Source organism: Micromonospora sp. WMMD961 (genome assembly GCF_029626145.1).
Lineage (GTDB): Bacteria > Actinomycetota > Actinomycetes > Mycobacteriales > Micromonosporaceae > Micromonospora.
Map to the genome: position 1 here is coordinate 6,383,298 of NZ_JARUBJ010000002.1, position 26,302 is coordinate 6,409,599.

Sequence of the window (26,302 nt, forward strand, 5' to 3'; positions counted from 1 at the left end):
CACATGCGGCGCGCGGAGCTAGACGGAGTTCCGGTCTTCCAACGCGATCTGCCGGGCGTACTGGGCGCATCGTTGACGTTCGGCTGCGGCACCCGCGACGAGGAGCTCGACTCCATCGGCCTGAACCATCTGGTGCATCATCTGCTGGAACGGTCCGACCCGTACGTCGCGGAGAAGTACGCGAACGACACCTGGGTGAACGAGACCTCGTTCTTCGCCGCCGGCACACCCGAGCAGGTCGCGGAGCACTTCACCACTCTCTGCTCGACTATCAGCCATATTCCGCCGACGGACCTGCCAGACGCGGTCGCCGACGTCGACGCGGACGACCGGGACGTGTCCGACATCGACGAGGGCGTGCTCGACCCGTGGGGATCACTGCTCGCCCGGCGGTTCGGGCCGCGCGGACACGGCCTGGCGCGTTGGCCCGCCGTGGATTACCGGCTCTTCACGGCCGACGAGATCAGACAGCATGTGGGCAGGTTCTTCACCAGCGGCAACGCCGTCCTCGCCACGACCGCCGAAGCGCCTCCGTCGATGCGACTGCTACTGCCCGCCGGGTCCCGTGCAGACCACGAGACACGCCTCGTGAACCACCAGTCGGGCCCGGTCTGGTACGCCGATGAGGTGCACGGTGTCGCGCTGGTCGTCGGCTCCGCGCCCAGCGTGGAAGCCCTCCTGCTGATGTCCGCGCTGAGGTCGCGTGTCGACCAGGCGGTGCAGCGAGCCGGGATCGGCCGGTTCGCCGAGCTCATGACCGAGGTCGTCGACGGCGCGCGGCACGAACTCGGCATCAGGATCAGCCCGACGAGCGCCAGGCGGTTCGACGCCGCGTCGGCGGCGGAACTGCTCTGGGCGGAGCTACGGAGACTCGTGCACGACGGGCTCGACCCAGCCGACATGGCGAACCTGGAAGCGAGTCGGACCGCGGCCATACCCGCGGACCTCGTACCGACGTACGACGCGTTGGCCTGGATGCGGCCGATCCAAAAGCTCGAATCCGCTGTCCACCTGGAGTTGTTCGGCACCACCGAGCACTACCTCACGGATCCGCTCACCGAACCGGACGGGCTCTCTCCGGCCGCGGCGCGGGACCTCATGTCGGGCTGGCTCTCCTCCGCCATGATCGTCGTGCCGTACGGATCTCGACCGGACCTCCCCGGGGCCGCCGACGCCTCCTGCCCCGGCGCTCGCTTCGTGCCGGCCGGTGACGTGGTCCGGCCGGCCTTCAGGAAGCGGTTCGGCAACAAGGGCTCGCTGGTGATCGGCACCGATGCTGTTTCCACAGTGGACGGCGAGGGCAACGTGCACACCGTCCCGCTGTCTCAGGCGCTCGTGGTCGAGCGGGACGACGCACTCTGGCTCGCGCACGTCGGCCACGGCTGCGTCACCACCATCTCGGACTTCGCCCACGCGGCCGGCAAGCTCCGGTCCGCGCTACCCCCGCGACGGTTCCGCAGAGCGTCAGAGACCTGACCCCGCAGGCGGGTTGCCAACGGCCGTCACTGCCGCCGAGCGCGCAGCACCCCGGTCAGCATCGGCAGTGTGAACTCGCCCTCGGCGGTCTCCAGCCTGCTCGCGAGAAACGAACGGATCCGGCCGAGCAAGGCCTCCCGGTCCGCTTCCGGCATGACCAGCATTCCCGCCCGGGTCGCGAGCGTCGCGACGAGCGAGTCGGCGGTACGGCGCTGCCCGTGCGGAAACTCGGCCTGCTCCGACGCCCGGAATCGGGTGACCGGACCGAGCATGTCCGCTGTCGCCGTCCGCCAGGCGCTCAACGTGTCACGCGGGCCGATGGCCGCGCTACCGCTGATCCCTTCGAGGTCGGCAACCCAGTCGATCCGGTCGTCCATGACGTTCCACAAACCAGCCAGGACGCCTCCCGGTGCGAGGATCCGGGTGATTTCCGGCCCCGCGACGGCCATGTCGAACCAGTGCAGGGCGTTGCCGGCCAACACCGCGTCGACGGACGCGTCCGGCAACGGGATGGCCTCGGCGCTACCCGGCAGGGCACGAACGGCCGGCAACGCGCGGCGCAGCTCGGTGAGCATCGCGGTGTCGGGCTCGACCGCGACGACGTCCACGCCCACCGCGAGCAGCGTGGCGGAGAGCTTGCCGGTGCCGGCACCGAGGTCGAGCACGCGCTGGCCGGGCGCGCCGTCAAGCGCCCATCGAACGGCGTCCTGCGCGTAGTCCGGGCGGTGCTCGGCGTATGCGGCAGCCGCCGCGCCGAACGACGATCGGAGCAGCTGTTCCGTCATGCGGTCAACCTACCCCGGTCAATGGACGTCGGCTGCGACCATGACCACCGTGAAGATCGCGCGGACCTGGTGGCGGATGCGTTACCCCGCCTACGTACTCGGCATCGTGGCCGGGCTGGTCATGATGTGGCTGCCCAGCAAGACGTTCGACGACAACGAGGCGTGGGGAACCCGGCTGCGGGCTGACGGCGTGCCCGTCCAGGCGGTCATCCACGAGACCGTCTACAAGGCCCGCAACAGCCGCACGATGCATCTGCGCTACCAGGTCGCCGGCGTCCCGCATCGGGCCGAGGTCGGCTGCTGGGAGGTCTGCCTCCCGGCCGGCACGGAGGTGCGGATCTGGGTCAACCCCGACGACCCCGAGGACTTCGTGACCGAGTTCGGGATGTTGAGTGGGCATCGCGGCCGGCTGCAGGGCGTGGTCGGGGCTGCGGGTCTGATCCTGTCCGGCACGATGCTGGCCGCCGTGGTCGGGCGCCTCCTCGGACGACGACGAGACCGCCGTCAACGCGACTGGCAGCGGCAACAGCGAGAACATCGCCGCCGGCAGTTCCTGAACACCAAGGGCGGAACGAAGCGCAAACCGAGCCACCGCTGATCGCGCCGTCGCCCACCCCGGGCCAAGGCTCGACGTAGCTGTCCTCGGACTACACGCAGACCCAGCAGTACAGCCGATGACCCCGATCAGTCGCATGACGTGCGAGCAGGGACAGTTCACCCAGGAATCCGGCTATCAGGTCCGGGTCACCCTGGCCCCAGAACTCCTCCGTCTGCGACCACGAGACGGCCACCGCGGACAATCGCTCGGGTGTGCACTCGACCAGTGCCTGCTGCAACTCGTCAGTGAGCGACAGCACCAGCCGCTCGCCGTGGTCTCGGACGGCTACGTCCATCGCCCACCGGGGGCGAGCGAAGATGGCGTCCATACCGACGCCGGTGAGCAGATCCTCCAGCGTCCCCATCTGCACCATCGGGTCGACGCCCTTGACGGCCAGCACCGGCAGACCATGCTCGGAGAATCGGACGCGCGGTCGCCTGGCGCGGTCCAACGCCGCACGGTCGCCGGCACGGATCGCCGCCTGCAACTCGGGTGACACGGGCTCGACCCCACCCGGGCCACCCTCGACGTCGATCGTCGCGGCAGCATCCTCGTCCGACCCGGCAGCGAAGTATTCGTAGAGGTTTCCCACCCGGGAATCATCCCCCACCCGCCGCGATCGGCTCACCAGCAGAAGCCGCTCAGGCGGCTACCGGGGGTCGCGCTGGGTCGAGCGCAGGCGCTGGCGCAGCAACACCGCCGTCACCAGGTAGCCAACGCCGAGCAGTGCTGCCAACGCAGCGACGATGACGGACCAACTGATCGGCTCGCCGACGGCGAACACCCCGTACGCCACGGCCAGGACGAGCCAGAACCCTCCCAGGACAAAGCCCTGCTTCGGAGTTCTCGCTGTCTGCCACCACCGGCTGGCGGTCGGTCCCACGTACGCGATCCTGTCATCTCCGTTGCCCCGCCTGTTCCCCAGACTCTTCGTCGAGAGCCGCCAGAAGGGCGGGACCTGCGCAGTGTCCGCGTCGAAGGCACCATGGATCTGGTGCTGGTCACCCGGATAGAAACGCTGCTGGACCTGCTGTAGCGACTCGCAGCGCAACAAGCCGTGCGGGTCCGGATCTGCCGTGATCGGCGTAGCCAAGGTACGGCGACATCGTCGCACGAGGACGAGGACGAGGACGAGGACGAGCACGGGCCGAGCTGGCCGTGCCGGCGGCCGCGGCCCGCAGGTTGACCACGAGGAAGACGGTCGGCCTCTGCCGGTGCGCTCAGCGGAGGCGATCCGCGTGCCGGGATAGTTTCGCCAGCACCGCGTCCAGTGGCAGGCTTGCGGCGCTGGTAAGCAGCAGGTCTGCAGTGGTGAAGCGGGCGTGGTCCGCATGCGGGTTCGGCACTGCCACGCAACGCAGCCCAGCCGCTTGCGCCGCTGCGACACCGTGCGCGGTGTCCTCGAACGCGACCGCCTCCTCCGCCGGCAGCCCGAGCCTCTCCAGTGCCAGCAGATATACGGCCGGGTCCGGCTTGTGCGCGGCCACCTCCTCGCCGGTTGCCAGCACCTCAAACCGCGCCCGCAACCCGGCCCGATCCAGCATGGCGCTCACATGGACTAGCGGAGAACTGCTCGCCACCGCCAGCCGCAGCCCCAGAGCCGCGGCCCGGTCCAGCCAGCCGATGATGCCCGGCGCCGGCCCGAGCGTCGCATTCAGTTCCGCCCGGTACGCCATCCGCAGCTCGTGACTGGATATGCGGTCGTAGGCCGCTCCGACCGCTGCGGCGAGCGCGGCGTAGCGCGGCTCGTTCGCGTCGCCGCCGTGGTCAGCGAAGAAGCCGCGCGGGTCGAGCTCGAGGCCGTGCCGCCGCCACTCCCAGCGCCAGCTCTCCAGCAGAGTGGTCTCCGTGTCCATCAGCAGGCCGTCGAAGTCGAAGATGAGCGCTTTGACCGTCACGGCGGCAGTATTCCAATCCCCGGTTCCAGTCGAGACGCAGGACCGGCCCGGGCCCGTGCCAGACTCCACCCCGCCGACGACGACAGCGGGATCAACGAGCACCTCCTCGACGACTGGCGCGCCGCCCAGCGGCGACCCAAGCCAGTCGACCCGGACACGCTGCTCGCAGCGCAACCCGACTCGGGCACGCACTCCATCATCGACATGGCCAACGGCGTGTCGGCCGAGCCGGCGTTGTTCACCGTCTCTCCACTAACCGACGAGCAGGCGATCGAGTTCTTCGGCACCCGAACGCCGACGCCGGATCAGGTCGTGGATTGGATGGAGAGCTTCGACCCGTCCTCGATCCGCGAACGATGGCAGGGCATATACATCCTCAGCTACCTCGACGGCCGTCCCGAGCAGATCCACTTCACCGGGTTCTCCGGTGACTGAACGACGCCCAGATCCCATGGAGCCTCGCCATCCCGTCGCCGTCGACCCGCCCCTGCGCGAGCGGGCCGCCTCCGGGACCGCTCACGTCAGGACGGCCTTGACGCATGGACGGACGCTGGCGGTCCCGGCGATGGTCTGCTCGGCTCGCCCCGGGCCGTCGGCGACGGGATGGGATGAGGCGTGGGGTTGCGCCCCAGGTGTGTCCCAGACCGAAGCATCAACGCTCTGAGCTGCCATAACAGCCCGGATTCAGACGTTGAAGCGGAACTCCACGACGTCGCCGTCCTGCATGACGTACTCCTTGCCCTCGATGCGGACCTTGCCCGCCGCCTTGGCCGCCGCCATCGAACCGTGCTCGACCAGGTCGTCGTAGGAGACCACCTCGGCCTTGATGAAGCCGCGCTGGAAGTCGCTGTGGATGACACCCGCGGCCTCCGGCGCGGTGGCGCCGACCGGGACGGTCCAGGCACGCGCTTCCTTGGGGCCGGCCGTGAGGTACGTCTGGAGGCCGAGGGTGCGGAAGCCGACCCGGACGAGCTGGTTGAGGCCGGGCTCGTTCTGGCCGATCGACTCCAGCAGCTCGCGGGCCTCCTCTTCGGGCAGGTCCACCAGCTCTGACTCGATCTTGGCGTCCATGAAGACGGCCTCTGCGGGGGCCACCAGGGCGCGCAGTTCGTCGAGGAACGCCTCGTTGGCCAGCTCGGCCTCGTCGACGTTGAAGACGTACAGGAAGGGCTTGGTGGTGAGCAGGTGCAGCTCCCGCAGGTGCTCCAGCTCGATCTTGGCGGCGGCGGCCCCGGAGTAGAGGGTGGTGCCGCCGTCGAGCACCTCGATGGCGGCCTTCGCGGCGGCGACCGCGGCGGCCCGATCCTTGCGGAGCTTGGCCTCCTTCTCCAGCCGGGGCAGCGCCTTGTCCAGGGTCTGCAGGTCGGCGAGGATCAGCTCGGTGTTGATCGTCTCGATGTCGTCGGCCGGGGAGATCTTGCCGTCGACGTGCACCACGTTCGGGTCGGAGAAGGCCCGGACCACCTGGCAGATCGCCGACGCGTCCCGGATGTTCGCCAGGAACGCGTTGCCCCGGCCCTGCCCCTTCGACGCGCCGCGGACCAGGCCGGCGATGTCGACGAACGAGACCGGCGCCGGCAGCACCTTCTGCGAGGAGAAGATCTCGGCCAGCTTGCCCAGCCGTTCGTCAGGAAGCCCGACCACGCCGACGTTGGGCTCGATGGTGGCGAACGGGTAGTTCGCCGCCAGCACGTCGTTCTTGGTCAACGCGTTGAAAAGCGTGCTCTTGCCGACGTTGGGCAGGCCGACGATGCCGATGGAGAGACTCACGACCAGCCAGCTTACGCGGGTGCCGGCCGGGCCGACCGAGGCGGCTCCGATCCAACCCGAAACGACGGCCGGCAGAGCCGTCGACGCTCAGCCGAGCAGGCGCGGCGCGATGACCGACTCCCGGACGCTGCCGTCCACGCCTCGGCTGACCTCGTACGCCGAGACGCCCTCACGGTCCGCGACTGCCTCGACCAGCCGCGTGCCCCGGTAGACCAGGCCGACTCCGTCGTCGGTGCAGTGGCTTGTCGGCAGCGTCTCGTCACCCACGAGCTGGTGCATGAGCGGGCGGCGTTGGCCCTCGCTGTCGTAGTGCACCCCGTTGCCGTAGGGCAGCCAGCCCAGGCCATCCGTGAAGCCGCGCAGCCGGGGGCCGAAGCTGTCGGTGGCACCGCCGACGTGCCAGCAGATCGAGCCGGCGGAGACGCCGGCCAGCACCACGCCGGCCTGCCAGCACTCGTGCAGGATCTCGTCGAGCCCGTGCACCCGCCAGACGGCGACCAGATTGGCCACGCTGCCGCCGCCGACCCAGACCACGTCCTGGGCGAGCAGGTGGGCGCGGACGTCCTCGACGTTCGGCATGGGGAACAGGGCGAGGTGCGACAGCCGGAACCGGGTGGCGGCGAACGCGCCGTAGACAGCGGTCAGCGAGGTGGGCTGGTCGCCGACGGCCTGCCCGAGATAACAGACCCGCGGTTGCGGACCCGCCTCGGCCAGCTCGGCCGCCAGGTCGAAGACCGGGCTGGGGCGCATGTCGTAGGGCCCTCGGTCACCCCGGGAGAAGCCCATGCTGGTGGCGATGATGGTCGGCTCGCTGGCAGGCATCGGGGCGTCCTTCCGTCGGGGCGTTGCGGTGCCCATCCTGCCTCAGCCGACACACCGCGCAGGCTCGACGGTCACCGGGACCCCTCCGGTCGCCGTTGGCGAGGCACCTCGACCTCGGGCCAGCAGGCGAGGGCCGGCCGGTCGGCCAGGGGCAGTTGCCCTGCGGCGGCCCGGGGCAGGGTGAACCGGTCGGCTGCTGCCGGGCCGGCCGAGATCGACTCGCGCAACATCCACCGCACCTCGTCGGCCAGCCAACCCAACCCCGGCCGGGCGGCGATCTCGCGAACGAGCCGCCGGCCGACGCGGGTGTCGTCGTCGTAGAAGCGCATGCACCAGTGGTGTGTCCACATCCCGAGCGCCCGCAGGCCCGCGTCGTCGAGTGAACCGGCCAACCGGCCACACGCGGTGTCGGAGAAGACCCGGTCGGGGTCGCCCGCCCGGTCCCGGTCGATCGCGCCCACGGCGGCCGGTGCGACAGCCCGCATCCGTCGGTAGAAGGACTGCACCACAGCGCGGGGCAACGGCGGGAACGCGCCCGTTGTCGACGCCGCCGCCCAACCCGCCACGCTCGTCATGTCCCGCACCCCTTCTTCAGTTGGTGGCCGGACGGTACCCGTCACGACCGACACTTCCGGGCGGGAGACACCTGTCACCTTCTCGCGGGCACTCCCGCACGCGGAGCCACGAACAGGACGAACCGGTCCGCCGAATTTGTCGGCGCCGGTGTGCCCGCTCATTCTTGGGTCATGACCGATCCCGGCCACCCGAGGTGCGCGCTGCGGAGGCACCGATGACCGCCGCCATGGCCCGGGTGCCCGACTCCCTGCGGGGACAGATCGTCACACCCGGCGACCGCCGGTACGCGCAGCTGCGCTCGACGTACACCACGTCGGCGTCGCCGGCCGCCGTCCTGCTGCCGAAGACCACCGCGCAGGTGGTCGACGCGCTCCGCTACGCGCGGGAGCAGCGGCTGCCCATCGCCGTCCGCAGTGGCGGGCACGGCTTCTCCGGCGCCTCCTCCAACAACGGCGGCGTGGTCATCGACCTGTCCATGCTCGACCGGGTGCAGGTGCTCGACGAACGGGCCGGGCTGGTCCGGGTCGAGGCCGGGGCCCGCTGGGCGAACGTGGCGAAGACACTGGCCCCGTACGGCCTGGTGATCAGCTCTGGTGACCACGGCGGTGTCGGCGTCGGCGGCCTGGCCACCGGCGGAGGCATCGGTTGGTTGGTCCGCGCCCACGGTCTCACCATCGACCGCGTCCGCGCGGTCGAGGTGGTCCTCGCGGACGGAACGCTGGTACGCACGGACGCCGACCACGAGCCGGAGCTGTTCTGGCTGGTCCGCGGCGCGGGAGCGGGAGCGGGGATCGTGGTGGCCTTCGAGATCGAGGCCGCCGAGCAGCGCAACGTCGGCGTGGCGCAGGTCGTCGTCGAGGCGCGTCCGGACGGACGCACCATCCGGGAGTGGACCAGCTACCTCGCGCAGGCACCACGGGAGTTGTCCGCGGCCGCCGTGGTGTACGCCGAGGGCCGCTCGGCACTCATGTCCATCACCGCTGTGGTGGCCGCCGAGAGCCTGCGGCGGGCCCGACCCGCGGTGGAGCCGCTGCTCGCCATCGGCAGGGTGCTCGAACACCGGACCGACCTGCTGCCATATCCGAGCCTGGTACCGACCGCGCACCTGCACCCCAACGTCGGGCAGCAGCGCGGCACCACCACCAACGGTCTGTTCCGCGACCTGGACGACGCCGGCGCGCGGGCTGTGATGCGAGCGGTGACCGGGCCGGGGCGGGCGGTGGTCCAGCTCCGCTCGTTGGGCGGAGCGATCAACGACGTCGCTTCCGACGCGACCGCGTACCCGCATCGCCACCAGGACACGATGGTGGTCGCCTCGGTGTTCCCACCGCAGGGCGCGGGAGCGTTGGACACGGCCTGGCGGGCGATCGGCGCGCGGGCCGACGGGGCGTACGTCAACTTCGAGAGCCGGCCCGGCCCGGGCGCGTTCGCCCGGATCTACCCGGGCGAGACCGGAGCCCGGGTGCGGCGGCTGTGGAAGCGGTACGACCCGGACGGCGTGTTCCGCCCGGCCCTGCTGACCGGCCAACCGCAACGCGCCACGCGACCGACCCGGTCCGCCCAGCCTGCCGGATCTGGCCAGCCTGCCGGATCTGGCCAGCCGCATCGGCGCCGTCGACGCCCCCGTTGACGGCGGCCCTGGACACCAGCACTCCCAGGTCCGATTCCCGCCAGCCGACGACGCGCCGGGCGGGGCATCATCGGGGACATGGAGATGGACTTCGAGCGGTGTTACCGGGCCGTGGACAGCCGCGACCAGCGGTTCGACGGCTGGTTCTACACCGGCGTGACGTCCACCGGCATCTACTGCCGACCGTCCTGCCCCGCGATCACACCCAAGCGGCAGAACGTCCGGTTCTTCCCGTCGGCCGCCGCCGCGCAGGGCGCCGGGCTGCGCGCCTGCCGACGCTGCCGTCCGGACGCCGCGCCCGGCTCACCGCAGTGGGACATCCGCGCGGACGTGGTCGGCCGGGCGATGCGGCTGATCGCCGACGGGGTGGTCGACCGCGCCGGCGTACCGGGCCTGGCCTCCCGCCTCGGCTACACCGAGCGGCACCTGCACCGGATGCTGAGCGCCGAGATGGGCGCGGGCCCGCTAGCGCTGGCCCGGGCGCAGCGGGCGCAGACCGCCCGGATCCTGATCGAGACGACGGATCTGGGAATGGCCGAGATCGCGTTCGCCGCGGGCTTCGGCAGTGTGCGGCAGTTCAACGACACGCTCCGCGAGGTGTACGCGAGCGCACCGTCGGACCTGCGGGCGACCCGTGGTCGCCAGCAGGCAGCGACCGGGGCGGGGACCATCGCGCTGCGGTTGGCGTACCGCCCGCCGTTGCACGCCCGGGCGCTGCTGGACTTCCTCGCGGTGCGGGCGTTACCCGGGGTGGACGAGGTCCGCGATGGGACGTACCACCGGGGTCTGCGGTTGCCGCACGGCACCGGTGAGGTGGCGCTGACCCCGGCGCACGGGCACGTGGCGGTGACGCTGCGGCTGGCCGACCTGCGCGACCTGGCGCCCGCGGTGGCCCGGTGTCGTCGGCTGCTCGACCTGGACGCGGACCCGACGGCGATCGACGCCACGCTCGCGGCCGACCCGGCGCTGGCGCGGGCAGTCGCCACCGAACCCGGGGTCCGGCTCCCCCGCGCGGTGGACGGCTTCGAGATGGCCGTGCGCGCCGTCATCGGCCAACAGGTCTCGGTAACCGCGGCCCAGAAAACCCTCACCCGCCTCCTCCGCACCACCCAGGTCGATCATGAGGTTGACGAGGCCGACGGAGATCGAACTCCGGGCCAACCTCATGATCGACCAGGTGGACCGGCGGGGTCGGGACGACTGCGGGGGTTCTTGACCGCCGAGGAGCTGTTGTCCTTGCCGGACAGCACGTTCGGGATGCCTTCGGCGCGGCGGGAGACCCTGCGGGGGTTGGCTCGGGCCGTGGTGGACGGCGATCTGGACCTCGCGCCGGGCGTGGACCGGGAGGAGGCCGTGCGGCGGCTGCTCGCGCTGCCGGGGATCGGCCCGTGGACCGCCAACTATCTGGCCATGCGTGCTCTCGGCGACCCGGACATCCTGCTCAGCACCGACCTCGCGGTCCGGCGCGGCGCCGCCGCTCTCGGCCTGCCCGACACCCAAAAGACCCTCGACCGGTACGCCGAGCGATGGCGTCCCTGGCGGTCCTACGCCACGACCAGACTCTGGAGAGCCGCATGAGCATCGACAGCGCCGTCCTGAACACACCTACCGGCCCGCTGAGCATCCTCGCCGGCCCCGACGGTGACGTCCTGGCCGCTGGTTTCACCCCCGACCCGGCGGCGCTGCTGCCCCTGGTCCACCCGACCCTGCGGGCACCGCTGCGGCAGCGGGCCGACCTCGGCCCGGTCAGCGCGGCGGTCCGCTCCTACCTGGACGGTGACCTCGCCGCCATCGACGCGGTGCCGGTCCGGCAACGCACCGGTGGCGAGTTCATGGCACACGCCTGGCAGGTGCTGCGCGAGGTGCCGCCGGGCACCCCGGTCACCTACACCGGGTACGCGGCACTGGCCGGCCGGCCACCGGCGGTGCGAGCCGCCGCAGCGGCCTGCGCCCGCAACGCGGCGGCGCTGTTCGTGCCGTGCCACCGGGTGCTGCGTACCGACGGGTCGCTCGGTGGCTACCGCTGGGGGCTGGAGGTGAAGCAGTGGCTTCTCGGTCATGAGCGACGCTTGACGGCAAGCTGACAGAGGCATCGACACCTGTTAGACGCTACCGTCTGGTAGTGCCTGTGGAGAGCGACGGCGACCCGGCCGCGCGGGCCGCTGCGGGCACCCACCCCGTGCACAACCTCTGGCGGCTGCGCCGCTACCTGCGCCCGTACGCGGCCGAGTTCGCCTGGTTGCTCCTCGCCGGGCTCGCCGGCACGGCCGCCGGGATCGCCGTACCACTGGTGGTGCAGCGGGTGGTGGACGGCCCGGTGGCCCGACACGAAGCCGGCGGGCTGCTCCAGCTCGGCGGTCTGGCACTGCTGCTCGGCGTGACCGAGGCGGTGCTCATCTTCATCCGCCGCTGGGTGCAGTCCTCCTCGTCCGTCGGCATGGAGGCGGCGCTGCGCGCCGACGTCTACGCCCACCTGCAACGACTGCCGACGAGCTTCCACGACCGTTGGCAGTCCGGCCAGCTGCTCTCCCGGATCACCAGCGACCTGTCGGTGATCCGGCGGTTCCTCTCCTTCGGCGTGTTCTTCCTGGTGCTCAACCTGACCACCTACGTGGTCGTGGTGGTGTTGCTGATCAACCTGCACCCCGTGCTCGGGGTGCTGGTGGCGGCCAGTGCGGTGCCGCTGCTGTTGATCAGCCGCCGGTTCGGGCGGCATTACCACACCGCGTCCCGGCGGATGCAGGACCAGCAGGGCGACGTGGCGACCCTGGTCGAGGAGACCGCGCAGGGCCTGCGCACCATGAAGGCGTACGGCCGGGGGCCGGAACTCGCTGCCCGCTTCGCCGGTGCCGCCCGCCGGTTGCACGACACCGGGGTCGGCAAGGGGCGGCTACTGGCCAACACCTCGGCGCTGCTCGACCTGGTGCCCAACGTGACCCTGGGCGTGGTGCTGGTGGCCGGAGCGGCCGCCGCCGCGGAGGGCGCACTCACCATCGGCGAGCTGGTCGCGTTCGTCAGCCTCCAACTGATGCTCATCTGGCCGGTGCAGTCGCTGGGTTGGATCATCGCCAACGGCCAGGAGGCCGCCACCGCCGCCGACCGGATCCAGGAGGTGCTGGACACGCCACCGGAGATCGTGGACTCCCCCGGCGCGCTCACGCTGCCCCGCGACGCGGTGCACGGTCGGCTCCGCTTCGAGCGGGTCGCCTTCAGCTATCCGGGTGCCACCGCACCGGTGCTGTGCGAGATCGACCTGACCATCGAACCGGGCGAGACGCTGGCCCTGGTCGGCGCCACCGGCTGCGGCAAGAGCACACTGCTGTCCCTGGTGCCCCGGCTGCACGACGTCACCGCCGGCCGGATCACCCTGGACGGGCACGACCTGCGCGAGCTTCGGCTGGCGTCGCTACGCCGGCTGGTCGGGGTGGCGTTCGAGGAGCCCACGCTGTTCTCCATGTCGGTCCGGGAAAACCTCACCCTGGGTCACCCGGACGCCGATGACCAGGACGTCCGGGCGGCCCTGGCGCTGGCCCAGGCCGACTTCGCGCACGACCTACCGTGGGGGTTGGCCACCCGCGTGGGTGAGCAGGGGCTGTCCCTCTCCGGCGGGCAACGGCAACGGCTCGCGTTGGCGCGGGCGGTGCTGGGCCGGCCGGCGGTGCTGGTGTTGGACGACCCGTTGTCCGCGCTCGACGTGCACACCGAGGCGCTGGTCGAGGCGGCGCTGCGCCGGGTCCTGCGGGACAGCACCGCGCTGCTGGTGGTGCACCGGCCGTCGACGATCGCATTGGCCGACCGGGTCGCCCTGCTCGAAGACGGGCGGATCACGGCGATCGGGCGGCACTCGGAGCTGCTTGCCGGTGTGCCGGCCTACCGGGCGCTGCTCGCCGCCGAGCCACCCGCCGGGCAGCCACCGCCGTCCGGCGCCGCCGGGTCGAGCCCGTCCGCTTCGGACGGCTGGGGCCTGGTGCACTCGTGACCGTGCCGACGCAGGCCGACCCGCCGCCGGAGGAGGAGCCGGAGCTGGCCCGCTGGCGCGGAACCGCCACCGACCCGGAGGCCGACCGGAGCCGAGCCGAGGACGCCGCACCCGAGGCGGTGGCCCGACTGCGCGGGCTGAGCCGGGCACTGTTGGCCGACCTGCTCCGCCCGCACCGGGGACGACTCGCCGCCGCGGTCGGCCTGCTGCTGGCCCAGAACGCCGCCGCGATGGCCGGCCCGTACCTGGTCATGATCGGCATCGACCGGGCCATCGCGCCGCTGCGCGCCGGCGACCCGGGCCCACTGATCACCGTCGCCGGGGCGTTCGCGGTGGCCTCGGTGACCGAGTACGCGGCCCGCCGCGGCTTCCTCACCCTCTCCGCCCGGATCGGCCAGGCCGTCCTGCTGGACCTGCGGCAGCGGGTGTTCGGACACTTCCTGCGGCTGTCGGTCGGCTTCCACGAGCGGTACACCTCCGGCCGGATGGTCTCCCGGCTCACCAGTGACCTGGACTCGATCGCCGAGCTGGTCGACGGCGGCATCGACAGCCTGGTACTGGCCGGGCTGTCGATCCTGTCGGTGGCCGCCATCCTGCTCTGGCTGGACCTGCCGCTGGCCGCCGTGACGCTGTTCGCCTTCCCGTTCCTGTTCTGGCTCTCCCGCTGGTTCGCCCGGGCGTCGGCCAGCGCGTACCGCCGGACCCGGGACGCGGTCGCGCTGGTCATCGTGCACTTCGTCGAGTCGATGCGGGGCATCCGGGCGGTGCAGGCGTTCCGCCGGGAACCGCGCAACCAACGGATCTTCGTGGCGCTCGGCGACGACTACCGACGGACCAGCCTGCACGCGTTCCGGCTGATCGCCACGTACTCGCCCGCGATCAAGCTGATCGGCAACGTCACCGTGGCGGTGGTGCTCTGCTACGGCGGTTGGCGGGTGCTCGACGGGCAGACCGAGATCGGCGTGCTCGCCGCGTTCCTGCTCTACCTGCGCCGCTTCTTCGAGCCGATGCAGGAGCTGAGCCAGTTCTACAACTCGCTGCAGTCGGCCACCGCCGCGCTGGAAAAGCTGGCCGGGGTGCTCGACGAACGGCCGGGCGTCGCCGAGCCGGCCCGGCCCACACCGTTGCCGGCCGGGCGCGGACGCGGTGAGTTGACCTTCCAGGCGGTCTCCTTCGGGTACCGGGCGGGCACCCCGATCCTCGGCGGGCTGGAGCTGACCGTGCCGGCCGGGCAGACCGTGGCGCTGATCGGGCCGACCGGCGCGGGCAAGTCGACAATCGCCAAGCTGGTCGCCCGGTTCCATGACCCGGACGCCGGCACGGTCCGGCTCGACGGGGTGGACCTGCGCGACGTGAGCGACGCCGACCTGCGCCGGGCGGTGGTGTTGGTGACACAGGAGAACCACCTCTTCAGCGGGACCGTCGCGGAGAACATCCGGTTCGGCCGCCCGAGCGCCGACGACGCCGCGGTCCAGGCCGCCGCGCGGGCGATCGGCGCGCACGACTTCATCGCCGCCCTACCCGAGGGGTACGCCACCCAGGTGCACCGACGCGGCGGCCGGCTCTCCGCCGGGCAACGGCAGCTGGTCGCGTTCGCCCGGGCGTTCCTGGCCGACCCGACCGTGCTGATCCTGGACGAGGCGACGTCGTCGCTGGACGTGCCGACCGAGCGGTTGGTCCAGCGGGCACTCGGCACCATCCTGCGTGACCGCACCGCCCTGGTGATCGCACACCGACTCTCCACCGTGGAGACCGCCGACCGGGTGCTCGTCCTCGACGCCGGCACTGTCGTCGAGGACGGCCCACCCGGCGTGCTGGCCGAGGCCGACGGTCGGTACGCGGCCCTGCACCGCCAGTGGCGCGACTCGCTGATCTGAACCGGCGATCCGTAACTACGTGGCCCGACCCCCTGGTGGTGCCTACGATCGCTAGATGACCGACACGGCGAGGACGGCCCGCGCCGGCGTTCCCGAGCGTCCGACCCTGGACGGGCTCGAGGAGAGCTGGGCGCGCCGCTGGCAGGAGGAGGGCACGTACGCGTTCGACCGCTCACGGGAGCGGAAGGACGTGTACGCGATCGACACCCCTCCGCCGACCGTATCGGGCGAGCTGCACATGGGGCACGTCTTCTCGTACACGCACACCGACACCGTGGCGCGCTACCAGCGGATGCGCGGCAAGGCCGTCTTCTACCCGATGGGCTGGGACGACAACGGCCTGCCCACCGAGCGTCGCGTGCAGAACGTGTACGGGGTGCGCTGCGATCCGGCGCTGTCGTACGACCCGGTGTGGCGGCCACCGGCGGCCCCGGTCGACGACGCGGCCCGCCGTGACCCCACCCCGATCTCCCGGCGCAACTTCATCGAGCTGTGCGAACGGCTGACGGTCACCGACGAGCAGGCCTTCGAGGCCCTGTGGCGGCGGCTCGGGCTCTCGGTGGACTGGTCGTTGACGTACACGACGATCGGCCGGATCGCCCGGGCCACCAGCCAACGGGCGTTCGTGCGCAACGTGCTGCGCGGTGAGGCGTACCAGGCGGAGGCGCCGACGTTGTGGGACGTGGGCTTCGCCACCGCGGTCGCCCAGGCGGAGTTGGAGGACCGGGAGCGCCCCGGCGCCTACCACCGGCTGCGGTTCACCGCGCCCGGCGGGCGTGAGGTGCTCATCGACACCACCCGACCCGAGCTGTTGCCGGCCTGCGTGGCGCTGGTCTGCCACCCCGACGACGAGCGGTACGCCGACCTGGTGGGCGGCACGGCGCGCAGCCCGTTGTTCGACGTCGAGGTGCCGGTGTATTCCCACCCGCTCGCCGACCCCGCCAAGGGCACCGGCGTGGCGATGGTCTGCACGTTCGGTGACCTGACCGACGTGACCTGGTGGCGTGAGCTGGGGCTGGCGACGCGGGTGGTGATCGGGCGGGACGGGCGGCTGCTCCCCGAGCCGCCGGCCGGGGTGCCGGCCCAGCCGTACGCGGCGCTGGCCGGGCAGACCGTCAACGGCGCCCGCCGGGAGATCGTCGGCCTGCTGGGCGATACGGGTGACCTGATCGGTGAGCCGCGCCCGATCACCCACCCGGTGAAGTTCTACGAACGCGGCGACCGGCCACTGGAGATCGTCTCGACTCGACAGTGGTATCTGCGCAACGGCGGCCGGGATGCCGCGCTGCGGGCGACGCTGCTGGCCCGGGGCGGGGAGCTGCACTGGGTGCCGGCGCACATGAAGCACCGCTACGACAACTGGGTGGGCGGTCTGACCGGTGACTGGCTGGTCAGCCGGCAACGCTTCTTCGGCGTGCCGGTGCCGGTGTGGTACCGGCTCGACGACACTGGCGAGCCGGACTGGTCCCACCCTCTCACGCCGGACGAGTCCGCGCTGCCGGTTGACCCGTCCAGTGATCCGGCACCCGGCTACGAGGAGTCGCAACGCGGTTATCCGGGCGGCTTCATCGGTGACCCGGACGTGTTGGACACCTGGGCCACCTCGTCGTTGACCCCGCAGATCGTCGGTGGTTGGGAGACCGACCCGGACCTGTTCGCCCGGGTCTTCCCGATGGATCTCCGGCCGCAGGGGCAGGAGATCATCCGGACCTGGCTCTTCGACAGCGTGGTCCGCGCACACTTCGAACACGGGGTGCTGCCCTGGCGGGACGCCGTGCTCTCCGGCTGGATCCTCGACCCGGACCGGAAGAAGATGGCCAAGTCCAAGGGCAACGTGGTCACCCCGCTGGCGCTGCTGGAGCAGCACGGCTCGGACGCCGTGCGCTACTGGGCGGCCAGTGGCAAGCCCGGCATGGACCTGGCCTTCGACCCGGCGCAGATCAAGATCGGCCGGCGGCTGGCCACCAAGCTGCTCAACGCGTCCAAGTTCGCGCTCGGGCTGGGTGCGGCGGACGCACTACGCGCCCCGCACGACAGCTCCAACTCGGCGCGTCTGACGCCACGCCGTGACCTGGAGCTGCCGGCCACCGCCCCACTGGACCGGGCCATGCTCGCCGAGCTGGCCACCGTGGTCACCGCCGCGAGCACCGCCTTCGACTCGTACGACCACACGGCGGCGTTGCAGGTCACCGAGGCGTTCTTCTGGCGGTTCTGCGACGACTACATCGAGCTGGTCAAGGAGCGCGCGTACGGCACCGGCGCGGGGGCCGACTCGGCGCGGGCGGGGCTGGCCTCGGCGCTGTCGGTGCAGCTACGACTGTTCGCCCCGTTCCTGCCCTACGTGACCGAGGAGGTCTGGTCGTGGTGGCGGTACGGCTCCGTGCACCGTGCGCCGTGGCCGACCACCTACGAGGTGGCCCGGACGATCGAGGGGTCGGGTGAGCCGGCTCTGTTGCGCCTCGCCGGCGACGCGTTGAGTCAGGTGCGGCGGGCCAAGTCGGAGCGGAAGCTGTCGATGAAGGCGGAGGTGCCGCTGGCCGAGGCGCTCGGCCCCGCGGCGCTCCTGGAGCAGCTCACCCTGGTCGCCGACGACCTGCGCGCGGCGGGTCGGATCGCCAAACTCGACCTGCTCCCCGACCGAACCCCGGAGCTGGTCATCGCCTGCGCCTTCTGACCCGCGTCCGCCGCCGCCCACCCCGCCGGGGCGGCGGCGGACCGGGTCACCAACCGCGCAGGAAGCGCAGCCCGAGCAGGAGCGCGACCACCGCAGGCCCGACCAGCAGGGTGATCGCCTGGAGGCGGTACGGCATCCGGTGCCGGGTCAGCTCACCCGCGTTGCCCAGGACGATGGCCCCGGCCAACATCAGGAACGCACCCCACCAGCCGGTCTTCGGGTCGATCAGATCCACCCGGATCAGTTGCAGGGTCAGGCCGAGCAACGCGCCGGTCAGCGCCAGCAGGGCCACCGCCCGGTGCAGCCCCCGGGCCAGCGGGTGGGCCGCCCGCCAGCCGTAGGTGCCGGCGACCGCCAGGCAGGGCAGCACCACCAGCAGCGGCCAACCTCGCCCCATCACACTGAACATCAGCAGCGCGCCCACCGCGAAGACAATCGTGCCGACGCAGGCGAGCATGTACCCGGCGAAGGCCCGGCCACCTCCCCGGGCCAGCAACGGACCGCCGCTGGCCGCGATCAAGGCGGCCGGGATCAGGATGAACACGGCCCACCAGTGGAACTGGCCGCTGCCCTGGGCGGCCGTGGCGACCGTGGCGCAGGCCAGCCCGGCGACCGCCAGGCTGGTCAGCCACGGCCGGCTGCTTCGGGAGTACGGCTCAGCCAACGACGTCCGATCCGCTTCGACGCTCACACCCGACAGCCTGGCCCGAAGGGCCTCGACCGGTCCATCCGGCCAGCCCTACCGCCGGGCGGGGGCTGGCCGGATCAGCGGCTCGCACCGGAGTCAGCTCGTCTCGCCGGCCACGCTGAACGACCGCAGACGGTCGATGGCCAGCACCGTGAAACCGACGCTGACCAGCGCGGTCATCACCGACGCCACCGGCACCGACACGCTGGTCTCCAGCAGCCCGGTGGGGGCGAGCCGGTCGGCGAGCGCGATCACGTACTGCTGGATGGAGAGCACCTTGGTGCCGCTGACGAAGTTGCCCAGCAGGCCCTCCCAGATGAGCACGTAGACCAGGCCGAGCAGCACCGGCCGCCTGGTGACCAGGCTGAGCGCGAGGAACAGCGCCGAGTACGCCAGCGCGCCGAGCGCCGCCGCGACGGCCAACGCCAGTCCGAGGCGTACCGAATCAGCGAGCACGCCCGCGACGTAGAGCGGCAGCGCGACGGTGGCCGCGCTGACCCCGGCGGCCACCGCGAGCTTCGGCAGCACGATCTGCCAGCGCGGCAGCGGCTTGGTCAGGATGTGCACGACAGTGCCGTCGTCGATCTCGGCGCCCAGCACGCCCGTGCCGACGATCAGCGCGACCACCGGCAGCACCACGGCCAGCCCGAGGCCGACCAGCACCGGCGGCCCCCACTCGCCCGGGTCCACCCCCAGCGACCGGCAGAGCGCGGCCAGCCCGAGCAGCACCAACGGCAACGGGAGCAGCAGCAGGAACCGACGCCGGCCGAACAGCCCGCGTGCGGTGATCCAGGTAACGGTCGACATGTCAGGCCTCCACCAGGTAGGAGAAGACGCTCTCCAGAGACTCGTCGGACGGCACCAGTTGGCGCACCCGGATGCCTTGCTTGAGCGCGATCCGGGGTAGCGCCCGGGTGAAGGCGCCGTAGTCACCGGCCCGCACGGTCAGGCCGGTGGGGTCCAACTCGACCCCGCTGACCGACGGCTCGGCGATCAGCGCGACGGCAAGCGCCCGGTCGTTCGTCGACCGCACCGCGAACACGTGCGGGCGATTGGTCATCAACCGGCGGATGGTCCGGAAGTCGCCGGAGGCCGCCAACCGCCCGGCCACCATCACCTGCACCGTCCCGGAGACCTGCTCGACCTCCTCCAGGATGTGCGAGCTGAACAGGATGGTCCGGCCGGCGTCGCCCAGGCTGTGCAGCAGCTGCATCATGTGCAGCCGCTGGCGCGGGTCCATCCCGTTGAACGGCTCGTCGAGCAGCAGCACCTGCGGGTCGTGCACCATCGCGGCGGCCACCCGGGCCCGCTGCCGCATGCCCTTGGAGTAGGTGCCGATCCGGCGGTCCTGCGCCGACTCCAGCTCCACCAGGTCGATCGCCCGCCGGGCCGCCGCCGCCGGGTCGGGCAGCCGGTGCAGCTTCGCGCTGGCCAGCACGAACTCGTACGCGGTGAGGAAACCCTGCACCGCCTCCCGTTCACTGACCAGCCCCAGCCGCCGGTAGACGTCGGGGTTGCGCCAGGTCGGCTGGTCGCCGAGCGTGACCGTGCCGCGCGACGGGGCGAGGAAACCGGCCATCATGTGCAGCAGGGTGGTCTTGCCGGCGCCGTTCGGGCCGAGCAGCCCGGTCACGCCCGCCCCCAGGGCCATGCTGATGTCGTTGACCGCGACCACGTTGCCGTACCACCGGGACACCCCGGTCAGGCTCAGCGTGCTCATCAGGAGGCAACCTTCCGGTAGCGGGCCAGCAGGAGGGCGGTCGCGCCGGCGACCAGCAGCACCGCGGCCAGGGCGTAGACCGGGCCGAACCCGCCGATCATCATCTCGCCCGGATCGCCCTCGACCAACAGGTCGCCCAACGACCAGATGCCGACTCCCTGCACCAGTGTGGACGGCGAGGCGAGCCCGGCCAGCTCGTTGGCGGTACGCGACGGCAGGATGCTCAGCACCCCGACGATCGGGGTCGTCATCAGGAAGACCGCGACGACCCCGCCAGCGGCGAAGGCGCGCTTGCCGGTCAGCGACGCGACCAGCAGCCCGATCGAGGCGAAGACCACCGCCCACAGCCCGGCGTAGAGCAGCCCGGGCAACAGGTCGAGCAGCTCGTTCCAGACCCCGCGCATGCCGTCCTTGGTGGTGAACGCGCCGCCCAGGAACATCACCAACTGCGGCCCACCGAGCAGCAGCCAGAGCGCCGTCACCAGGGCCAGCAGCTTGGCCAGCGCGTAGTCGGCGCGCGGTAGCGGCCGGGAGAAGTACAGCGGCAGCACCCCGCTGCGCAGGTCCCGAGAGACCAGCTCCGGAGCGACGACCGCGACGAAGAAGATGACCAGCCAGCTCATCGCGTCGGCGAACTGGGCGTACGTGGCGACCACTTCGCCGGTCTGGCTGCGGATCGCGGCCAGGGCCACCGCGACCAGGGTCACGATGCCGACCACCAACCAGGGGAAGATCTTGGCCTTGGCGCTGCGCCCGAAGCCGAACGCGGTGCGCAGCCCGTGCAGGTAGAGGGCGCCGAAGACCTGGCGGCGGCCCAGCCTCGGGCCCTGGTAGCGCTGGTAGCCGATGTCGTGGATGACGCCTGTCGGCGCGGTGCGCACGGCGGCTGCGGACGGCTCAGGCATGGGTGAGCTCCCTCGTGGCGAAGAGTTCGGCCACCCGGTGCCGGCGCTGGTCCAGTCGGTGCAGGGGCAGGTCCAGTTCGGCGACCGCGCCGAGGATCAGGTCGTAGGTGCCGTCGTCGGCGAGTGGTACGAGGAGCAGTCGGCCGTCCCGCGCCACCGGCAGCTGCAGCTCGGCCAGCCGGGCGGCGAGCTCCTCGGTGCCCTCGCTGACCTCGACGGCGAGCACGTCGGTGGCCGAGGTCATCGCGGAGATGTGGTCGGCGCGCAGCAGTTTGCCGCCGTCGATGGCGATCAGGGTGTCGCAGATCCGCTCCACCTCGCCGAGCAGGTGCGAGCAGACCAGCACGGAGATGCCGAACTCGGTGCCGATCCGGTGCACCAGGGCCAGCATGGCGTCGCGGCCGGCCGGGTCCAGGCCGTTGGTCGGCTCGTCGAGCAGCAGCAGGTCGGGGTCGTGCACCAGCGCCTGGGCCAGCTTGACGCGTTGCTTCATGCCGGTCGAGTAGCCACCGACCGGGCGGTAGCGCTCCTCGTAGAGGCCGACGTGCCGCAGCGCCTCCGACGCCCGCTCGCGGGCGGCGGTGCGGGGTAGACCGCTCATCCGGCCGAGGTGGGTGACCAGCTCGGCGGCGGACAGGTCCGGCGGAAGGCAGTCGTGCTCGGGCATGTAGCCGACCCGGGCGCGGACCTGCGCCGGGTCGGCGGTCGGGTCGATGCCGAGCACCGAGACCTGACCACTTGTCGGTGGGATCAGGCCGAGCAGGATCTTGATCAACGTGGATTTGCCGGCGCCGTTCGCGCCCACCAAGCCGATGATCCCGGGCTCGACGGCGACGGTGAGGTCGGCGAGCGCGGTGACCCGACCTCCGTACGTCTTGGTGAGCGACTGGGTCGCGATCAGTGTCACGCTGCCCAGCGTAGGGAGTGGATGCCCGGCGCAGACACCGGCGCGCCCCCGGCGCTTCCCTGATCCTTTGCGCGGCGGACCCCTAAGGTCCCGCTACCCGGCTGGTCGGAAGGTTCTCCCCTGCGTCCGGCCCGACCCCGTTTCGGAAAAGCCCGTCGGGGGTGGGACGATTCATCTTCCGTTCAGTGGGCAGCAATCCGTCGGGCGCTCGCCGACGGCGCGAGGTCTTGGGCGGGCTGAGGTGGGCGTGCCCACGGTGGCCGACTCCGGTTCCGCGACGAGCGGTGGGCGGGGAGCCGGATGCGGTCGGTGACGGGCTGGCGGATCCGGCGTCGGACCTACCCGCCGGGGTCGTGGAGTGGCGCTCTCGACCGATCGGCGGTCGGCTGCGAAACTGTGTGCCGGTCAGCGAGTGGGGGGTGTGGATGAGCAACGGTTGGGTGCTGCCCGACGAGGTGCTGCGGGACGCACCGGCGTACACGCCGCGTCCGGGTGAGCTCGCGGATCTTGAGCTGCTGCTGACCGGCGCGTACGCCCCTCTGACCGGTTTCATGACCCGCGCCGATCTGGTCTCGGTGAGTCGACGCGGCCGGCTGGCCGATGGTGCGCCGTGGCAGGTCGCGGTGACGCTCCAGGTGCCGACCTCCCTGGCCGAGAGCTTCGATCCGCGGGACCCGGCGCGCCGGGCGTTGGTGCTGACCGACGGCGAGGGCGCCCCGGCGGCTGCCCTGGACGTGACCGACGTCTGGCAGGTGCGCGACGGCATCGCCGGCGTCGGTGGCCCGGTCCGGCGGCTGGGCGACGGTGGCCATGGCCCGTTCCAGCGGCTGCGCCGCAACCCGGAGGAGGTCCGGGCGCTGCTGCCCCCGGGCCGGGTGCTCGGGGTCATCGCCGATCGGCCGCTGCACCGTCCGCAGCTCGCCCAGATCGCCCATGCCGCCCGCACGTTGGCCGCGCACCTGCTGGTGATGATCCCGGTCGGTGAGGGCGGCGTCGGTGGGCTCCCGCCGGAGGCACTGGTACGCGCCATCTTCGCCGCCCGGGACCGGATGCCGCCGGCGACCGTGGTCGCGGTGCCCCTGTCGCACCGACGTGAGGAGATCAGCGATGCGCTGCTGCGCGCCCGGGTCTCCGCGTCGTACGGGGTGACCCACCTGCTCTCCACCGGGGAGATGCTCTCCGGCGCCGGGCTGCGGGTGCTGGTGCCGCGTGAACTCGCCTACGACAACCGGGACGGGCAGTGGCGCTGGCGGGAGGACATCCCACCGCGTAACCGCCGGCTCGCCCTGACCCAGCAGGAGATCGACGACCTGCTCGACCGAGGTTTCCCGCTGCCGGAGTGGCACACTCCGCCGGCCGTGGCGAGGGAGCTGGCCCGGGCCCGACCGCCGCGCCGGCACCGAGGGCTGGTGGTCTTCATGACCGGCCTCTCCGGGTCGGGCAAGTCGACGATCGCCCGAGGGCTGGCGGACGCCCTGCGGGAGAGCGGCGACCGCACGGTGACCCTGCTCGACGGGGACGTGGTGCGCCGGGAGCTCTCCGCCGGGCTGGGTTTCAGCAAGGCCGACCGGGATCTCAACGTCCGGCGGATCGGTTGGGTGGCAGCCGAGGTCGCCCGGCACCGTGGGGTGGGCATCTGCTGCCCGATCGCCCCGTACGCGGCCGCCCGCGCCACGGCCCGGGAGATGGCCCTGGCCGCCGGGGCGGGGTTCGTGCTGGTGCACGTGGCCACCCCGCTGGAGGTGTGCGAGCGCCGGGACCGCAAGGGCCTGTACGCGCGAGCACGCGCGGGCCTGCTCACCGGGATGACCGGCATCGACGACCCGTACGAGGAGCCGACCGACGCCGACCTGGTGCTCGACACCACCGACATGAGCGTGGCGGACGCGGTGCAGGCGGTGCTTCATCACCTGACCGAGACCGGCTGGGTGGAGTTGAAGATCGCGTCGGCCTGAGGCGTCGCCGTACCCCGTTCCTTCCACCGCTTCACGCTACGCGCTAGTGTTCATTCTTGTTGGAACACGTTTGACCGCGTGAGAGTCGGGGACCTCGGGAGGCACGGCAATGCTCGCTCAGCAGCGGCAGGCGGCCATCCTGGAGCGGGTCCGGTCGACCGGCGGCGTCCGGGTCAGCGAGCTGGCCACCGAGTTCGGCGTCTCCGACATGACCATCCGGCGCGACCTGGAGGCACTGCACGAGCGCGGCCTACTGGCCAAGGTGCACGGCGGCGCCACGACAGCCGGACCGAGCTCGACCGACGAGCCGGGCTTCCACGCCAAGTCGGTCCGTCAGTTGCCGGAGAAGGCCGCCATCGCGGACCACGCCGCCCACCTGGTGCACCCCGGCGCCGCGGTCGCCCTCTCCGCCGGCACCACCACCGCCGAGCTGGCCCGCAGGCTGGTGGACGTGCCCGGCCTGACCGTGGTGACCAACTCCCTGCCGGTGGCCGAGATCCTGCACGCCGGCGGTCGACCGGACCAGACAGTGGTGCTCACCGGAGGCGTACGCACGCCGTCGGACGCGTTGGTCGGCCCCCTCGCGGTCGGGGCGGTCCGGTCGCTGCACCTGGACCTGCTCTTCCTGGGCGTGCACGGCATCACCGAACGTGCCGGCTTCACCACCCCGAACCTGATGGAGGCGGAGACCGACCGGGCGCTCGTGGCCGCCGCGGACCGGCTGGTGGTGCTCGCCGACCACACCAAGTGGGGCACCGTGGGCATCTCCTCGATCGTCGAGCTGGCTGCGGCACACGTACTGGTCAGCGACGACCGGTTGCCCCCACCCGCCCGACGGGTACTCGGCGAACAGGTGGGCGAATTGATCATGGTGAAGGCAACAGGGGCGGGCCGCGCGACGCGCACGCCGACGAGTGAGGGGACGGCGCAGTGAAGCGCACCGCGATCGACCTGGCCGACGGCCGGGAGCTGATCTACTTCGACGAGCGCGACGACGCCGTCCGCGACCAGCCGGACCGCCGCGACCTGCCACCGCCGCCTCCCGCGTCCCAGCTGCGCTACGACCCACTGACCGACGAGTGGGTTGCCGTCGCCGTGCACCGGCAGACCCGCATCTTCCTGCCGCCGGCGAACGAGTGCCCGCTCGACCCGTCGGTGGGCGACCGGCTGACCGAGATTCCCGCCCCCGACTACGACGTGGTGGTCTTCGAGAACCGGTTCCCGTCGCTCAGCGGCCGGGTGGCCGACGAACCCGGGGCCATCACCCCGTTCACGTCCGTCCGGCCGGGCCTCGGGCGGTGCGAGGTGGTGTGCTTCACCTCCGACCACAACGCGTCCTTCGCCAGCCTGCCCCCGCGTCGGGTCCGCACCGTGCTGGACGCGCTCGCCGACCGCACCGAGGTGCTCGGCGAGCTGCCCGGCGTCGAGCAGGTCTTCTGCTTCGAGAACCGGGGCGTCGAAATCGGCGTCACCCTGCACCACCCGCACGGGCAGATCTACGCGTACCCCTTCGTGACGCCGCGCACCCGCGCGCTGCTGGCCGCCGCCCGCCGGCACGCCGAGCGGACCGCCGGGGGCAACCTGTACGCGGACGTGCTGGCCGCCGAACGCGCCGCCGGTGAGCGGGTGGTCGCCGAGAACGAACACTGGACGGCGTTCGTCCCGGCGGCTGCCCGCTGGCCGTTCGAGGTGCACGTCGCGCCGCGCCGGGTGGTGCCGGACATCCCGGCGCTCAGCGACAGCGAGCGGGACGCCTTCGGGCCGCTCTACCTGGATCTGCTGCGCCGCTTCGACGGCCTGTTCGACATGCCGATGCCGTACATCTCGGCGTGGCACCAGGCGCCGGTGCGGATCGACCGGGAGTTCGGCCACCTGCACCTGCAGCTGTTCAGCATCCGGCGCGCCAAGGACAAGCTGAAGTACCTGGCGGGCTCCGAGTCCGGGATGGGCGTCTTCATCAACGACATCTCCCCGGAGCGCGCCGCCGAGTTGCTCCGCGCCACCTGAGCGCCCCTGTCTCCCCACCTTGCGGTGAGCGGCGG

24 protein-coding genes are annotated in these 26,302 nt (G+C 71.9%); 12 read left to right on the top strand and 12 right to left on the bottom strand.

Translation table 11 applies throughout. The features are described 5' to 3' along the window. The first annotated feature begins 3 nt into the window (after positions 1–3). On the top strand, positions 4–1,476 hold the full coding sequence (locus tag O7614_RS29135) for a hypothetical protein (RefSeq protein WP_278141590.1): 1,473 nt from the start codon (positions 4–6) through the stop codon (positions 1,474–1,476). Between the two features lie 26 nt (positions 1,477–1,502). Here O7614_RS29135 and O7614_RS29140 read toward each other — a convergent pair whose 3' ends face one another. Further along, the gene (locus O7614_RS29140) at positions 1,503–2,261 is read right to left on the bottom strand and encodes a class I SAM-dependent methyltransferase (protein ID WP_278141591.1); all 759 of its coding nucleotides are present in this window, start codon (positions 2,259–2,261) and stop codon (positions 1,503–1,505) included. A 40-nt stretch (positions 2,262–2,301) separates the two neighbouring features. Between O7614_RS29140 and O7614_RS29145 the strand changes: the two genes are divergently transcribed. Next, complete coding sequence (locus O7614_RS29145; protein WP_278141592.1) at positions 2,302–2,859, top strand: DUF3592 domain-containing protein; 558 nt, start codon at positions 2,302–2,304, stop codon at positions 2,857–2,859. A gap of 49 nt (positions 2,860–2,908) precedes the next feature. On the opposite strand, the gene O7614_RS29150 is transcribed toward O7614_RS29145, so the two are convergent. The 3 genes from O7614_RS29150 to O7614_RS29160 all read right to left on the bottom strand — a co-directional run bounded on the left by O7614_RS29150 (position 2,909) and on the right by O7614_RS29160 (position 4,757). Then, the gene (locus O7614_RS29150; RefSeq protein WP_278141593.1) at positions 2,909–3,451 is read right to left on the bottom strand and encodes a hypothetical protein; all 543 of its coding nucleotides are present in this window, start codon (positions 3,449–3,451) and stop codon (positions 2,909–2,911) included. A 57-nt stretch (positions 3,452–3,508) separates the two neighbouring features. After that, entirely contained in the window at positions 3,509–3,742 is a 234-nt protein-coding gene (locus O7614_RS29155; RefSeq protein WP_278141594.1) for a hypothetical protein, read from the bottom strand. Positions 3,743–4,079: 337 nt separating this feature from the next. Then, on the bottom strand, positions 4,080–4,757 hold the full coding sequence (locus O7614_RS29160; RefSeq protein WP_278141595.1) for an HAD-IA family hydrolase: 678 nt from the start codon (positions 4,755–4,757) through the stop codon (positions 4,080–4,082). 204 nt (positions 4,758–4,961) lie between these two features. On the opposite strand from O7614_RS29160, the gene O7614_RS29165 reads away from it, so the two are divergent. Continuing rightward, positions 4,962–5,192, top strand: a complete 231-nt coding sequence (locus O7614_RS29165) for a hypothetical protein (RefSeq protein WP_278141596.1) — start codon at positions 4,962–4,964, stop codon at positions 5,190–5,192. Positions 5,193–5,441: 249 nt separating this feature from the next. Here O7614_RS29165 and ychF read toward each other — a convergent pair whose 3' ends face one another. From ychF to O7614_RS29180, 3 genes are all read right to left on the bottom strand, one after another. Beyond that, complete coding sequence (gene ychF / locus O7614_RS29170) at positions 5,442–6,527, bottom strand: redox-regulated ATPase YchF (RefSeq protein ID WP_278141597.1); 1,086 nt, start codon at positions 6,525–6,527, stop codon at positions 5,442–5,444. 87 nt (positions 6,528–6,614) lie between these two features. Beyond that, positions 6,615–7,349 carry a peptidase E gene (locus O7614_RS29175; protein WP_278141598.1) on the bottom strand — a complete coding sequence of 245 codons (735 nt, stop codon included), beginning with the start codon at positions 7,347–7,349 and terminating at the stop codon, positions 6,615–6,617. A gap of 71 nt (positions 7,350–7,420) precedes the next feature. Next, positions 7,421–7,924 carry a hypothetical protein gene (locus O7614_RS29180; protein WP_278141599.1) on the bottom strand — a complete coding sequence of 168 codons (504 nt, stop codon included), beginning with the start codon at positions 7,922–7,924 and terminating at the stop codon, positions 7,421–7,423. Between the two features lie 215 nt (positions 7,925–8,139). Here O7614_RS29180 and O7614_RS29185 point away from each other — a divergent pair, with 215 nt between their 5' ends. From O7614_RS29185 to valS, 6 genes are all read left to right on the top strand, one after another. Beyond that, positions 8,140–9,555 (top strand): FAD-dependent oxidoreductase, encoded by a 1,416-nt coding sequence (locus O7614_RS29185; RefSeq protein WP_278141600.1) that lies wholly within the window; start codon positions 8,140–8,142, stop codon positions 9,553–9,555. A gap of 78 nt (positions 9,556–9,633) precedes the next feature. Next, a complete protein-coding gene (locus O7614_RS29190) occupies positions 9,634–11,133 on the top strand; it encodes a DNA-3-methyladenine glycosylase 2 (RefSeq protein WP_278141601.1) in 1,500 nt (499 codons plus the stop codon). Further along, positions 11,130–11,639: a methylated-DNA--[protein]-cysteine S-methyltransferase gene (locus O7614_RS29195; RefSeq protein WP_278141602.1), complete on the top strand. Its 510-nt coding sequence runs from the start codon at positions 11,130–11,132 to the stop codon at positions 11,637–11,639. Before O7614_RS29190 ends, O7614_RS29195 begins: the two co-directional genes overlap by 4 nt. A 38-nt stretch (positions 11,640–11,677) precedes the next feature. After that, positions 11,678–13,534, top strand: coding sequence for an ABC transporter ATP-binding protein (locus tag O7614_RS29200; protein ID WP_278141603.1), 1,857 nt, complete (start codon positions 11,678–11,680; stop codon positions 13,532–13,534). Beyond that, the gene (locus O7614_RS29205) at positions 13,531–15,411 is read left to right on the top strand and encodes an ABC transporter ATP-binding protein (RefSeq protein ID WP_278141604.1); all 1,881 of its coding nucleotides are present in this window, start codon (positions 13,531–13,533) and stop codon (positions 15,409–15,411) included. Before O7614_RS29200 ends, O7614_RS29205 begins: the two co-directional genes overlap by 4 nt. Before the next feature lie 55 nt (positions 15,412–15,466). Next, entirely contained in the window at positions 15,467–18,085 is a 2,619-nt protein-coding gene (gene valS, locus O7614_RS29210) for a valine--tRNA ligase (protein WP_278141605.1), read from the top strand. A gap of 46 nt (positions 18,086–18,131) precedes the next feature. Here valS and O7614_RS29215 read toward each other — a convergent pair whose 3' ends face one another. From O7614_RS29215 to O7614_RS29235, 5 genes are all read right to left on the bottom strand, one after another. Continuing rightward, positions 18,132–18,776, bottom strand: coding sequence for a hypothetical protein (locus O7614_RS29215; protein ID WP_278141606.1), 645 nt, complete (start codon positions 18,774–18,776; stop codon positions 18,132–18,134). A 93-nt stretch (positions 18,777–18,869) separates the two neighbouring features. Further along, positions 18,870–19,580, bottom strand: a complete 711-nt coding sequence (locus O7614_RS29220) for an ABC transporter permease (protein WP_278141607.1) — start codon at positions 19,578–19,580, stop codon at positions 18,870–18,872. A 1-nt stretch (position 19,581) separates the two neighbouring features. After that, complete coding sequence (locus O7614_RS29225; protein WP_278141608.1) at positions 19,582–20,493, bottom strand: ABC transporter ATP-binding protein; 912 nt, start codon at positions 20,491–20,493, stop codon at positions 19,582–19,584. Continuing rightward, on the bottom strand, positions 20,493–21,398 hold the full coding sequence (locus O7614_RS29230) for an ABC transporter permease subunit (RefSeq protein ID WP_278141609.1): 906 nt from the start codon (positions 21,396–21,398) through the stop codon (positions 20,493–20,495). Before O7614_RS29230 ends, O7614_RS29225 begins: the two co-directional genes overlap by 1 nt. Then, complete coding sequence (locus O7614_RS29235; RefSeq protein WP_278141610.1) at positions 21,391–22,305, bottom strand: ABC transporter ATP-binding protein; 915 nt, start codon at positions 22,303–22,305, stop codon at positions 21,391–21,393. The genes O7614_RS29230 and O7614_RS29235 overlap by 8 nt, the downstream gene beginning before the upstream one ends. Positions 22,306–22,730: 425 nt before the next feature. Between O7614_RS29235 and cysC the strand changes: the two genes are divergently transcribed. From cysC to galT, 3 genes are all read left to right on the top strand, one after another. Continuing rightward, the gene (gene cysC, locus O7614_RS29240) at positions 22,731–24,260 is read left to right on the top strand and encodes an adenylyl-sulfate kinase (protein WP_278141611.1); all 1,530 of its coding nucleotides are present in this window, start codon (positions 22,731–22,733) and stop codon (positions 24,258–24,260) included. 109 nt (positions 24,261–24,369) lie between these two features. Further along, positions 24,370–25,194: a DeoR/GlpR family DNA-binding transcription regulator gene (locus tag O7614_RS29245; RefSeq protein WP_278141612.1), complete on the top strand. Its 825-nt coding sequence runs from the start codon at positions 24,370–24,372 to the stop codon at positions 25,192–25,194. Then, the gene (gene galT / locus O7614_RS29250; protein WP_278141613.1) at positions 25,191–26,267 is read left to right on the top strand and encodes a galactose-1-phosphate uridylyltransferase; all 1,077 of its coding nucleotides are present in this window, start codon (positions 25,191–25,193) and stop codon (positions 26,265–26,267) included. Before O7614_RS29245 ends, galT begins: the two co-directional genes overlap by 4 nt. Positions 26,268–26,302: the final 35 nt, after the last annotated feature.